The following is a 12,398-nucleotide window of genomic DNA, read 5'->3' as shown; positions in this document are numbered from 1 at the left end:
ATGATAGTGCGGGTTCCCGTGTGAAAGTAGGTCATCGTCAGGCTCTTACAGCCCAAATCGCCCTTCTGCTCAATCGAGCAGAGGGGCGTTTTGCTTTGTGACTCAAGAATTCTTTTTCCTGCCCCTTTCTATGCAGCTCCAGGATATTTTGTATTCCCAAGGTTTTGGCACCCGCCGTGTCTGTGCGGGGCTGGTTCAGCAGGGCTGGGTTTCTATACGCGGGTCATCATCTGATACTCAGGATTACGAGCCGTGCGTCGATGCGACTGCTGAGCTGGACCCAGAAGGCCTGCAGTTGCAGGTCCAAGGCATCAATTGGCCCTACCACGCTAAAGCCTATGTGCTGCTGCACAAGCCGGCGGGGACAGAGTGCTCTCAAAAACCCTCAACCTATCCCAGCATCTATACCTTGTTGCCAGCCCCTTTGCGGCAGCGGCCAACAAAAAGCGCGGTGCAAGGGGTGCAGGCCGTAGGACGGCTGGACCAAGACACTACCGGGTTGCTGTTGTTGAGCGATGACGGGCAATTCATTCACCGCATGAGTTCGCCCAAGAAACATGTGCCCAAGGTTTATCAGGTCACGACCAAACATCCAGTCGATGAAAAACAGATATCGAGCTTGTTGGCAGGGGTGGTTCTGGACGATGACCCCAAGCCTGTAAAAGCGACGGCTTGTGAGCAGACTGCGAGCCATCGGCTGGACCTCACCCTGACCGAAGGCAAGTACCATCAGGTCAAGCGCATGCTTGCTGCCGTCGGTAATCGTGTAGAGGGATTGCATCGGTCGCAGATCGGTGCTCTGGTGTTGCCCGCTGACCTGCCTCCTGGGGCATGGAAATGGCTCAGTCAGGAGGATCTGTCCTTGCTGGTTCAGTCGTCCTGAAGGGTATGGGCCCGATGGTGAAGCGCTACTTGGTGAATCGCCCCGGTTTCTGCGGAGGCTGTTTGGTTTAAGTCAGCCCACTTCCACAGTGGCCTGACTGGCGAGTTGCCGGTAGTAGTTTGCCTCAGCCCTCGGCAGGCGGGATGTACCCGATGGGTTCGAGCAGGCGATGGTGGTTGAACCACGATACCCATTCGAGCGTGGCGAACTCGACTGCTTCCTTGGTTTTCCATGGAGCCCGGCGGTGAATCAGTTCGGCCTTGTACAGGCCGTTGATGGTCTCGGCCAGGGCGTTGTCGTAGCTGTCGCCCTTGCTGCCCACCGAAGGCTCGATGCCAGCTTCCGCCAGTCGCTCGGTGTAGCGAATGCTGACGTATTGCGAGCCTCTATCGGAGTGACAAACCAAACTGCCATCGCGCTCAGGCTGACGGGCATAGAGGGCTTGCTCCAGGGCGTCGAGAACAAAGTCCGTGCGCATTGAACTGCTCACCCGCCACCCAACGATGCGCCTGGCAAACACGTCGATGACGAAGGCTACGTACAGCCAGCCTTGCCAAGTCGAAACGTAAGTGAAGTCGCTCACCCACAACTGGTTCGGCCTCTCGGCCCGGAACTGCCGGTTGACCCGGTCCAATGGACATGGTGCTTTGCCATCACTGACGGTGGTTCGTACGGCCTTGCCGCGCATCACACCACGCAGTCCCATGCTGCGCATCAGACGCTCTACCGTGCAGCGGGCCACTGTCACGCCTTCGCGCGCTAGTTGCCGCCATACCTTGTCGGCGCCATAAACCTGCATGTTGGCCTGCCAGACTCGTTGAATCTGCGGCATCAGCAATTCGTCGCGTTTCGCTCTAGCGCAGCGTTTGTGAGGCTCGCGCACCAGCGCGGCGTGGCGCCGATACGCTGACGGGGCAACCTGCAAGACCTTGCAGAGCGGCTCGACCCCGAAAGCATTGCGCTGCTGGTCGATAAAGGCCCTCAAGACTTGAGCCAGCGGTCGAGCTCCGCCTGGGCGAAAAACGCGCTGGCCAGCTTCAATATCTCGTTGGCTCGGCGCAATTCTTTGACCTCGCGCTCCAGCTCCTTGACCCGCTGGGCTTCGGCTGTGGTGACGCCTTCTCGCGTGCCTGCATCAACTTCGGCACGCTTGACCCACTCGTTCAGGGTCTGCTGCACGCAGCCAATCTTGGGGGCAATGGATTCGATGGCAGCCCACAGGGATGGGTACTCCCCGCGCTGCTCCTGCACCATTCTCACTGCGCGCTCACGCACCTCGGGCGAGAACTTGTTCGTCTTCTTCATGGCTCAATCCTCTCAGAGTGTTGAGCCTCCTCAAAAACCGGGGCGATTCAGGGTGCGCGATCTGGCTAAGCGAAGCGACCGTTACCCCTCTGAAGAGATCCGACGATGACGAGAGCGTGGCGGCGAATGCGCTGACTTGACGAATCCATGATGAGCCCCAGTGGTTGCCAGTCGAGTGAGGTGCTCTTTTGCTCGTCGAAATTCGTTCCACATCAAGAATGTTACGTGTTCTCCCCCAAGGTATTGGTAAGTGCACAGCTACACTTCTTGGCTGTGTTGAAAGTGGTTCTGTGAAGATTTTCTCGATTGCACGCGCGTGCGCTGTCTTGGGTGGGCTGTGGATCTCAATAGGGGGGGCACTGGCTGCCGCGCCTCCACTGTTTGTGCTGAACTCCCTCGAAGCCAATGTCAGTGTTATTGACCCGGTGACCTGGACCGAGACGGCCCGCATTCCGACGGGCAAGGAGCCGCACCATCTGTATCTCACGCCGGATGAGAAGTCGATCATTGTGGCCAATGCGTTGGGGGATACGCTGACGTTCCTGGATCCGCGCACTGCGCAGATTCAACGCACGGTGCGGGGCATTGTGGACCCCTACCACCTGCGGTTCACACCCGACATGAAGTGGTTTATCACCGCTGCCAATCGTTTGAACCATGTGGATTTTTACCGTTGGGACGGGAAGGAGTTGACCCTCGTCCAGCGGGTGGCCACCTCCCGGACTCCCAGCCATTTGTGGATCGACAGTCGCAGCACCACGGTGTATTCCACCATGCAGGATAGCGATGAGTTGGTGGCCATCGATATCGCAACGCAGACGATCAAGTGGCGCACCAAGACGGGCGCCATGCCGGCGGACGTATATGGCAGCGCGGACGATAAGCGCATTTTTGTGGGCCTGACCGGTAGCGACAGCGTGGAGGTATTTGACGTCTCGGGACGCGAGCCCGTGAGTATCAAGAAGATTAAAACGGGCAACGGTGCCCACGCCTTTCGCGCAGCTGGCGACGGGCGCCACCTGTATGTCAGCAACCGGGTGGCCAATTCCATCAGCAAGATCGACATGACCACCCAGCAGGTTGTCGAATCCTATCCGGTACCCGGTGGGCCGGACTGTATGGAAGTGTCGGCCGATGGCCGCTTCATTTATGTGAGTTCCCGCTGGGCTCGCAAGCTCTCTGTGGTGGATACCGAGGCGAAGAAGGTCGTGCGGCAGGTCACTGTGGGCAAGTCGCCCCATGGCGTATGGACGTTGCAACACGCGCCCCGCTGATTGGCGATGGTGTGCGAGCGTCGGCGCCTCGCAGGGGAGTGTCTCTGCGAGTTTGTTTTGCTATATATTTTGTAGCTTCTAGCGTTTTTGTATCCAGCGCTAGTGCCCAAAAAGACTGTAAAAAGCCTCTCTATCTGACCTTCGATACTGGCCATATGGCCGTGGCGCCTTTGGTCGCCGACGTTCTCGCACGCCAGCAGGTACGCGTGACGTTTTTCGCCTCCAACGAACGCACCCAGGAAGGGGATGGCAGCCTGGGCGACCACTGGGCTTCCTGGTGGCACGCTCGGGCCGCAGAGGGGCACGAATTTGCATCCCACACCTGGGACCACACCTATTGGCGCGCGGATCTGGGATCGGCGCAGGCCCCTTCGTTCCGTGTTCGACCATCGGCCGGGCCGCGCGCGGGGCAGGATTTTGTGCTGACGGCCGCCGGTTATTGTGAGGAGATCGCTCGGGCCGCAGATCGCTTGAAGCACGTGACCGGCAAAATACCCTTGCCCTTGTTTCGCGCCCCAGGTGGAAAGACTTCGCCGCAGTTGCTTGCCAGTGCCCGCGCATGTGGGTACACGCATGTGGGGTGGTCACCGGCGGGATTCCTGGGCGATGAGTTGCCCAGTGAAAAGGCCAGCAACACCACGTTGCTGAACAAGGCTTTGCGGGATGTGCGCAGTGGCGACATTCTGCTTGCGCACCTGGGGATCTGGTCACGCAAGGATCCCTGGGCGCCTGCCGTGCTGGAGCCGCTGATCGTCGGGCTGAAGGAGCGCGGATTCTGCTTTCGCACGCTGCGAGAGCATCCTGACTACGCGCCGTTGGTGAGGCGCTGAATGCGGTGGAGGAGGCGAGGCAGATCGTGGAGGCCGTTCGGAGCAAGGGCGTGTGTGGTGAGAGATAGACGGAGCATGACGCAATGGGTTGGCTAGGCAATGGCTTTGATGCGGCTCAGCAATGGCTTTTCGAAAGCCTGTTGCAGCCGGTGATGTTCGCTGTAGGCCTGGGCAACCAGCTCGAAAGTGGCTATGAGGCCTCTGGATGGATTCTGGTGGGGCTGCTGCAGCTGGTGGTGATCGCGGCAGTGATTGGCCCATTGCAGCATTGGCGGCCGGTAGAGGCTGTGACCGACCGCGCGACGATCCGCACCGACATTCTCTACACGCTGATTCACCGGCTGGGGCTGTTTCGCCTGGGTCTCTTCCTCGCGGTGGATCCGTTGATGGATTCCATCTTTGGGGCATTGCGAGTGGCTGGCATCAGCACCTTCCAGCTTGATGGCCTCTGGCCTGGGTTCACCGACGTACCCTGGGTCAGCCTGCTGCTGTACCTGGTGGTGTTCGACTTCGTGGACTACTGGATTCACCGGGGGCAGCACCACTTTGAATGGTGGTGGCGCCTGCATTCCTTGCACCACGCGCAGCGCCAGATGACTATGTGGAGCGACAACCGCAACCATCTGCTGGACGACGTGCTGCGCGACACCATCTTGGTGGTGGTGGCGCAGCTCATCGGTGTGGCACCTGGACAGTTCATCGCTATCGTGGCCATCACGCAGCTCAGCGAGAGCTTTCAGCACGCCAATGTGCGCCTGTGGTTTGGGCGCTGGGGCGAGCGGCTGTGGATCAGTCCGCGGTTTCACCGGCTGCACCACAGCATCGGAATCGGCCATGAGACCGTCAAGCCATTGTCAGGGGAGGCTGCTGCTGCGCAGGGCGCCAGATACCGCGTGGTGCTGGGCGGGCACAACTTCGGCGTATTGCTGCCCTGGTGGGACATGCTGATGCGCACGGCCAACTTTGAATTGCGTTTTGATCCCACGGGCGTGCGCGATCAGGTGGAGCCGGGGCCAGACGGGCGCTTGCGCGACTATGGCAAGGGCTTTTGGTCGCAGCAATGGCGGGGTGTTCTTAGGCTGCTGGGCAAGGCCTGAAAGACCCTCCACGCGGTCAAGAAGGTATGCTTGTCGGCATGGGACTTTTGCTTGATTCTTTCTGGCGTGCTGCGGCCTATTGCCTGCGGCCCCGCGTCATGGCCCTGTCCGTTTTGCCGTTGCTGCTGATGGTGGGGCTGGCGTTGGGGCTGGGCTATTTTTATTGGGACGGAGCCGTGCAGGGCATGCGCGCGCTGCTGGATGCCTCTCCGCTTCTGGCCAGCTTCTGGAATTGGCTGCAAGGGTGGGGGTTGGGTGATGTCACCTCCGTCGTGGCGCCCCTCATGGTGGTTTTGGCGGTGGCTCCGGCTTTGGTGGTGGTCTCGCTGCTGGTGGTCGCGGTCCTCATGACCCCCGCATTGGTGGCGTTGGTGGCGGATCGGCGTTTCCCTGTGCTGGAGCGCAAGAAGGGTGGCTCCTTCATCGCCAGCGTGGCCTGGTCGGTCAGCTCCACCGTGCTGGCATTGATTGCCTTGGTGGTGTCGGTGCCCCTGTGGCTGGTGCCACCCCTGGTGCTCATCCTGCCCCCCTTGATCTGGGGGTGGCTGACCTACCGCGTGATGGTGTTTGATGCGCTGGCTGACCATGCCAGCAAGGAAGAGCGGCAAGAGATTTTCCGCCGCCACCGCAGCAGCCTGCTGGGTATTGGCATTCTCACCGGCTACCTCGGGGCGGCGCCCAGCATCGTGTGGGCCTCAGGCGTGGTCTTTGCTGCGGCTTTTTTCATTCTGGTGCCGCTTGCGATCTGGATCTACACCCTGGTTTTTGCGTTCTCTTCCCTCTGGTTCACCCACTATTGCCTGGCAGCCCTGGAGCGCTTGCGCGCAGAGGGCACAGGGGTAACACCCGTTGAAGTGTCTACACCGAAGGTTGCAGACGCGGGGGAGCCCGCGCATTCCGCGCTGCCGCCTGCGGCGTCGCCCACTGCCGTTCTTTCTGCCCCCCCATCTCCTGCCAACGGAAGCCCTGCACGATGATCCCATCTTTCGGTCTGATCATCGTGGGTGATGAAATCCTGTCTGGCAAGCGTGCCGACAAGCACATGCCCAAGGTCATTGAACTGCTGTCAGCGCGAGGGCTTTCGCTGACCTACGCCGACTACGTGGGCGACAACCCGGACCGCATCACGGCCACGCTGCAGCGCGCTTTTGCGTCGGGTGACGTGGTGTTTTCCTGCGGTGGCATTGGCGCAACGCCAGACGACCACACCCGCCAATGCGCCGCGCGTGCCCTGGGCCGGGACCTGGTACTACACCCCGACGCTGAGGCTCTGATCCGCGAGCGCATGCAGGACGTGGCCCAGGAGCAGGGTGTGACGTATGAGCCGGACCGTCCCGACAACGTGCACCGGCTCAACATGGGGGTGTTTCCGGCAGGTGCCCACATCATTCCCAACCCTTACAACAAGATCCCCGGGTTCAGCTGCGAGGGCGGTCGTGGAGGGGCCGTGCATTTTGTTCCTGGATTCCCTGTCATGGCCTGGCCGATGATCGAGTGGGTGCTGGACCAGCACTACGCAGCGTTTTTCAGCCGCACGCCACAGACCGAGCAGTCGGTGGTGGTCTATGGGGCCATGGAAGCGGCTTTGACGCCCCTCATGGAGCGCATCGAAAAAACGCACCCGAACGTTCGGGTGTTCAGTTTGCCCAGCGTGGATCATCCACAATACGGGCGGCATATTGAACTGGGTGTCAAAGGTCCTGCTCCCCTCGTTCCCGCTGCATGGCGGGACCTGAAACGGGGGTTGCACGAGTTTGGTGCAAATTGTGGCCCTGAATTGGTGCGTAGCTTGTGATGCCCTGTGTTGATAGTAGGTTTGCACTAAATTGGTGCGGTTCGGCGGGTACTCCCTCGGCCTGCAGTCCTTAGTGCTCCTTCATAGTGCGGCGGCTGCACCCAGCTGGCACGCAAACTGCTTTTATTTCGGTAAATTCCTTTTTTCAACAAGCGCTTTATCCAGGAGAACCTGATGGCCAAGACCGTTGCAGACGTGATGAAGATGGTGAAGGAGAACGAAGTCAAGTTCGTTGACTTCCGTTTCACCGATACCCGTGGCAAGGAACAGCACGTGACCGTGCCTGTGTCCCACTTCGACGAAGACAAGTTCACGTCCGGCCATGCATTTGATGGCTCCTCGGTAGCCGGCTGGAAGGGCATTGAAGCCTCGGACATGCAACTCATGCCCGACCCCAGCACCGCCAACATCGACCCCTTCTTTGAAGAAACCACACTGTTCCTGCAGTGCGATGTGATCGAACCCGGTGACGGCAAGGCCTACGACCGCGATCCACGTTCCATCGCCAAGCGCGCTGAAGCCTACCTCAAGGCCTCCGGCCTGGGCGACACGGCGTTCTTCGGCCCAGAGCCAGAATTCTTCATCTTCGACGGCGTGCGTTGGTCCAACGAACCCGGCAAGGTCATGTTCGAGATCGAAGAGTACGAAGCCCCCTGGAACTCGGGCGCCAAGCTCGAAGGCGGCAACCGTGGTCACCGTCCCACCGTCAAAGGCGGCTACTTCCCAGTGCCTCCCGTCGACAGCACGCAAGACATGCGCGCTGAGATGTCCCTGATCCTCGAATCCCTGGGCATCCCGGTCGAAGTGTTCCACCACGAAGTGGCGGGCGCTGGCCAGAACGAAATCGGTACGCGTTTCAGCACGCTGGTCGAGCGCGCCGACTGGACGCAGGTCCTGAAGTACGTGGTCTGGAACGTGGCCAACGCCTACGGCAAGACCGCCACCTTCATGCCCAAGCCCTATGCTGGCGACAACGGCTCCGGCATGCACGTGCACCAGTCCATCTGGAAAGACGGCAAGAACCTGTTCGCTGGCGACGGCTATGCCGGCCTGAGCGACTTTGCGCTGTACTACATCGGCGGCATCATCAAGCACGCACGTGCCCTGAACGCCATCACCAACCCCGGCACCAACTCCTACAAGCGCCTGGTGCCTGGCTTTGAAGCCCCTGTGAAGCTGGCCTACTCGGCCCGCAACCGCTCGGCCTCGATCCGCATTCCTTACGTGGCCAACCCCAAGGGCCGCCGCATCGAAGCGCGTTTCCCCGATCCATCGGCCAACCCATACCTGTGCTTCTCGGCACTGATGATGGCGGGCCTGGACGGTGTGGAAAACAAGATCCATCCCGGCGAAGCCGCCACGAAGGATCTGTACCACCTGCCACCCGAGGAAGACAAGCTGGTGCCCACCGTGTGCCACAGCCTGGACCAAGCGCTCGAGTATCTGGACAAGGACCGTGGTTTCCTTACCAAGGGTGGCGTCTTTACCGACTCCATGCTGGATGCCTACATCGAACTCAAGATGGGCGAAGTCACGCGTTTCCGCATGGCACCTCACCCTGTCGAGTACGACATGTACTACTCCCTGTAATCGCCTGCCTGCAGGCCATTACCCTCACAAAGGCGGCCCCGGCCGCCTTTTTTTATTGCGCTCAAGGATCGGGTTTCGCTGAAACGGAACCACTGGCTGGGCCGTTGCATCCTTGTACAAAGCCCTGTGCGGGGCTGCTGGTGTTGGATTGGCGATGTGTGGTGATTGGGGGATACTCCCCGAACCCCTGCATGGCAGTGCGAGGAAACCGAATGAAGAAAACGCTCATCACCCTGTTACTGATCGCCGCGACGGCTCCCGCCGCATGGGCGCAAGACCGCATCTACCGTTGCGGCAACGAATACACCAACAACGCCCAGCAGGCCAAGGAGCGCGGCTGCAAGCTGGTTGAGGGAGGCAACGTCACCGTGGTCCAGGGCACCCGACCTGCAGGCGCAGCAACGGCAGCGCCAGCGGCGGGAACCGGGGCTGGGGCGGGCACAGCTCCCGCCGCATCTCCCCCGTCTGCACCCCGTGTCGCCACCAACGACCAGAAGGCCCGCGATGCCGATGCCCGTGCCATCCTCGAATCCGAGTTGCGCAAGGCCGAGGCGCGCCATGCCGAGCTGGTGAAGGAATACAACGGTGGCGCGCCGGAGCGCAACGCGCTCGACCTGCGCAACCCGCAGCGCTACATGGAGCGCACGGCAGAACTCAAGGCCAGCGTCGCCCGCAGCGAAAGCGATATCGCAGGTATCAAGCGCGAAATCGCCCGTCTTCCGGCCAACTGAATCTCTTTCCCTCGTTTGGCACGCGTGTGAGTTCCTCACCTTTCACAGAAGCCCCTTCCTCCGACACGGGGCGCTTTCATTCGCTGGACCTGATGTCCACCCTGGTGGCGGTGCTGCGCGCTGATGGCGCCGTGCAATTCGCCAATGCAGCGCTGGAGAACGCGCTCGGCCTCTCGCGCCGCACCCTGGAGGGGGTGGACTTCTCCACCTTCTTCACCGACCCCGCCTTGCTACAGACCGCATTGGCGGGCGCGCGGGGCAAGGACTTCGCGGCCCTGCGGTATGAAGCCAGCCTCAAGCGCCAGCACCAGGACCCGGTGCCCGTGCATGTGAGCGTGGCCGATGCCGAGCAGGTCGGCGAAATCCTGGTGGAGCTGTGGCCGCTGGAGCAGCAGGCCCGCCAGGACCGCGAGGAGCGCCTGCTGGACCAAGCCCAGGCCAACAAGGAGTTGATCCGCAACCTGGCCCACGAGATCAAGAACCCGCTGGGCGGGATTCGCGGTGCTGCGCAACTGCTGGAGATGGAGCTTGAAAGCCGCGAGCTGACCGAGTACACCCAGGTCATCATCCACGAGGCCGACCGCTTGCAAAGCCTGGTAGATCGGCTGCTGGCACCCCATCGCCATCCCCACCTGGTGGGTGACGTCAATATCCATGAGGTGTGCGAGCGCGTGCGGTCTCTGGTGCTGGTGGAATACCCCCAGGGCCTCAAGGTGCTGCGCGACTACGACACCTCGATCCCTGAGTTCCGTGGCGACCGCGCCCAGCTCATCCAGGCACTGCTGAACATCGTGCAGAACGCAGCCCAGGCGCTGACCGAGCGCATCGCAGAGGGTGAGGCGACGATCACACTGCGCACCCGCGTTGCGAGACAAGTAACGTTTGGTCGCCAGCGCTATCGGCTGGCACTGGAATTGCATGTCATCGACAACGGACCGGGCGTGCCTGATGCGATCAAGGAGCGGATTTTTTACCCTCTGGTATCGGGTCGGGATGGCGGGTCAGGGCTGGGGCTCACGTTGGCGCAAACCTTCGTGCAACGCCACCACGGGTTGATCGAATGCGACAGCGCGCCGGGTCGCACCGACTTCCGCATCCTGATTCCCTTGCCTTAAAAAAACGCATGACGGTCCCTGACACGCAACTACAGGGAAGGTAAGAAAAACATATGAAGCCGATCTGGATAGTAGATGACGACCCCTCGATCCGCTTCGTCCTCGAAAAGGCGCTGGCCCGCGAGAACCTGCCTACGCGCAGCTTCACGCACCCCCGCGAAGTGCTGGACGCGCTGGCCGATATCACCCCCGGAGACCCGGCGCGGCAAGGCCCCCAGGTCCTGGTAAGCGACATTCGCATGCCTGGCGGCTCCGGCCTGCAACTGCTGGAAAAAGTGCGCGAACTGCAGCCAGGCCTGCCCGTCATCATCATGACGGCGTACTCCGACCTGGACAGTGCCGTTTCGGCCTTCCAGCGCGGCGCGTTCGAGTATCTGCCCAAGCCATTTGACCTGCCCAAGGCGGTGGAGCTCATCCGCCGCGCGGTCGAAGAAAGCCAGCGCGAGGAAGTGACCGAAGAGCGCCAGGCCGAAGCCCCGGAGATGCTCGGCCAGGCGCCCGCCATGCAGGACGTGTTCCGCGCCATCGGCCGCTTGAGCCAAAGCCAGGTCACGGTGCTCATCACCGGCGAATCGGGCTCGGGCAAGGAGCTCGTGGCGCGCGCGCTGCACAAGCACTCGCCGGTCGCAGACGGACCCTTTGTCGCCATCAACACGGCGGCCATCCCCAAGGACCTGCTCGAATCTGAACTCTTCGGCCACGAGCGCGGCGCCTTCACCGGCGCACAGACGCAGCGGCGCGGCCGCTTCGAGCAGGCTGAGGGCGGCACGCTGTTCCTCGATGAAATCGGCGACATGCCGTTCGATCTGCAGACGCGCCTGCTGCGTGTGCTGTCGGACGGCCAGTTCTACCGTGTGGGTGGCCATGCGGCCGTGAAGGCCCATGTGCGCGTGATCGCTGCCACCCACCAGGATCTGGAGCGGCGCGTGAAGGAGGGGGGCTTCCGCGAAGACTTGTTCCACCGCCTCAACGTCATCCGCCTGCGCCTGCCCGCGCTGCGCGAGCGGCACGAGGACGTGCCCGTGCTCACTCGCCATTTCCTGCAGCAAAGCGCGCGGCAACTGGGCGTGGAGCCCAAGCGCATTGCCGACTCGGCCATCGCACGGCTGGAGCAGTTCGCCTTTCCGGGCAATGTGCGCCAGCTGGAGAACATCTGCCACTGGCTCACGGTGATGGCGCCCGCCCAGGTCATCTCGCTGCAGGATCTGCCGCCCGAAGTGCTGGAAGCGCCCCTTTACCAACCCGCTCCCCGACCCGGCAGTGATCCGTCTGCGACGGTAGCTGCCGTGCACGCCGTTGCTGCCCCAATGCCAACCCCTGCGCCGGCGGTGGAGCTGGTGGGAGGGCTGCCACAACCTGCCACTGTCGCCACGCAGCCCCTGGTGGGCGGTATTGCGGCCTCAGCCACCCCGGCGCTGGGCGCTACGCCCCACTGGCCCGCCGAGGCGCAGATGGCGACGGGTTCGGGCGGCATAGCTGCCACCGTTGGCACTGCGGCGACCTGGGAGCAGGCGCTGGAGACTGAGGCGCAGAAGCTGCTTGCGGGCGGCCAGCCCGAAGTGTGGGACGCCCTTACGCGGCGGTTCGAATCGCGCCTGATCCGCACCGCGCTCACGGCCACCCATGGGCGCCGCATGGAAGCCGCGCAGCGCCTGGGCATTGGTCGCAACACCATCACACGCAAGATCCAGGAGCTGGGCCTGGATGCGCCCGATGAGGCATAAAAATAGCCTCTAGCGCTTGTTAGTAAAGCGTTGAATGCTATAAATTTTGTAGTG

At 61.8% G+C, this 12,398-nt stretch carries 10 protein-coding genes, 1 pseudogene and 1 other annotated feature; of the genes and pseudogenes, 10 read left to right on the top strand and 1 reads right to left on the bottom strand.

Annotated features, from left to right (window positions below; genetic code table 11):
- The first annotated feature begins 130 nt into the window (after nucleotides 1–130).
- Complete coding sequence (locus ACODS0_RS26000; RefSeq protein ID WP_488838066.1) at nucleotides 131–883, top strand: 16S rRNA pseudouridine(516) synthase; 753 nt, start codon at nucleotides 131–133, stop codon at nucleotides 881–883.
- Between the two features lie 72 nt (nucleotides 884–955).
- Here the strand turns inward: ACODS0_RS26000 and ACODS0_RS25995 are convergent.
- A pseudogene (locus tag ACODS0_RS25995) lies at nucleotides 956–2,188 on the bottom strand (IS3 family transposase).
- Nucleotides 1,794–1,910: a sequence feature (AL1L pseudoknot), on the bottom strand. (Overlaps the previous pseudogene by 117 nt.)
- A gap of 290 nt (nucleotides 2,189–2,478) precedes the next feature.
- Between ACODS0_RS25995 and ACODS0_RS25990 the strand changes: the two are divergent.
- The 9 genes from ACODS0_RS25990 (at nucleotide 2,479) to ntrC (ending at nucleotide 12,344) form a co-directional block, all read left to right on the top strand.
- Complete coding sequence (locus tag ACODS0_RS25990; protein WP_218300367.1) at nucleotides 2,479–3,462, top strand: YncE family protein; 984 nt, start codon at nucleotides 2,479–2,481, stop codon at nucleotides 3,460–3,462.
- Nucleotides 3,435–4,292 carry a polysaccharide deacetylase family protein gene (locus ACODS0_RS25985; RefSeq protein WP_488838065.1) on the top strand — a complete coding sequence of 286 codons (858 nt, stop codon included), beginning with the start codon at nucleotides 3,435–3,437 and terminating at the stop codon, nucleotides 4,290–4,292. Before ACODS0_RS25990 ends, ACODS0_RS25985 begins: the two co-directional genes overlap by 28 nt.
- Before the next feature lie 83 nt (nucleotides 4,293–4,375).
- Nucleotides 4,376–5,389: a sterol desaturase family protein gene (locus tag ACODS0_RS25980; protein ID WP_488838063.1), complete on the top strand. Its 1,014-nt coding sequence runs from the start codon at nucleotides 4,376–4,378 to the stop codon at nucleotides 5,387–5,389.
- Nucleotides 5,390–5,427: 38 nt separating this feature from the next.
- Complete coding sequence (locus tag ACODS0_RS25975; RefSeq protein ID WP_488838061.1) at nucleotides 5,428–6,366, top strand: EI24 domain-containing protein; 939 nt, start codon at nucleotides 5,428–5,430, stop codon at nucleotides 6,364–6,366.
- Nucleotides 6,363–7,184: a competence/damage-inducible protein A gene (locus ACODS0_RS25970; protein ID WP_488838059.1), complete on the top strand. Its 822-nt coding sequence runs from the start codon at nucleotides 6,363–6,365 to the stop codon at nucleotides 7,182–7,184. Before ACODS0_RS25975 ends, ACODS0_RS25970 begins: the two co-directional genes overlap by 4 nt.
- A 174-nt stretch (nucleotides 7,185–7,358) precedes the next feature.
- The gene (gene glnA / locus ACODS0_RS25965) at nucleotides 7,359–8,774 is read left to right on the top strand and encodes a type I glutamate--ammonia ligase (protein WP_121420585.1); all 1,416 of its coding nucleotides are present in this window, start codon (nucleotides 7,359–7,361) and stop codon (nucleotides 8,772–8,774) included.
- A gap of 212 nt (nucleotides 8,775–8,986) precedes the next feature.
- Nucleotides 8,987–9,505, top strand: coding sequence for a hypothetical protein (locus ACODS0_RS25960; RefSeq protein ID WP_055397181.1), 519 nt, complete (start codon nucleotides 8,987–8,989; stop codon nucleotides 9,503–9,505).
- Nucleotides 9,506–9,597: 92 nt separating this feature from the next.
- Nucleotides 9,598–10,620, top strand: coding sequence for a nitrogen regulation protein NR(II) (gene glnL, locus ACODS0_RS25955; RefSeq protein WP_121508642.1), 1,023 nt, complete (start codon nucleotides 9,598–9,600; stop codon nucleotides 10,618–10,620).
- A 53-nt stretch (nucleotides 10,621–10,673) separates the two neighbouring features.
- Nucleotides 10,674–12,344, top strand: coding sequence for a nitrogen regulation protein NR(I) (gene ntrC / locus ACODS0_RS25950; RefSeq protein WP_488838057.1), 1,671 nt, complete (start codon nucleotides 10,674–10,676; stop codon nucleotides 12,342–12,344).
- The last annotated feature ends 54 nt before the right edge of the window (nucleotides 12,345–12,398 follow it).

This window comes from Acidovorax sp. FG60 (assembly GCF_057808995.1).
This window is presented reverse-complemented; position numbering and strand designations above follow the sequence as displayed.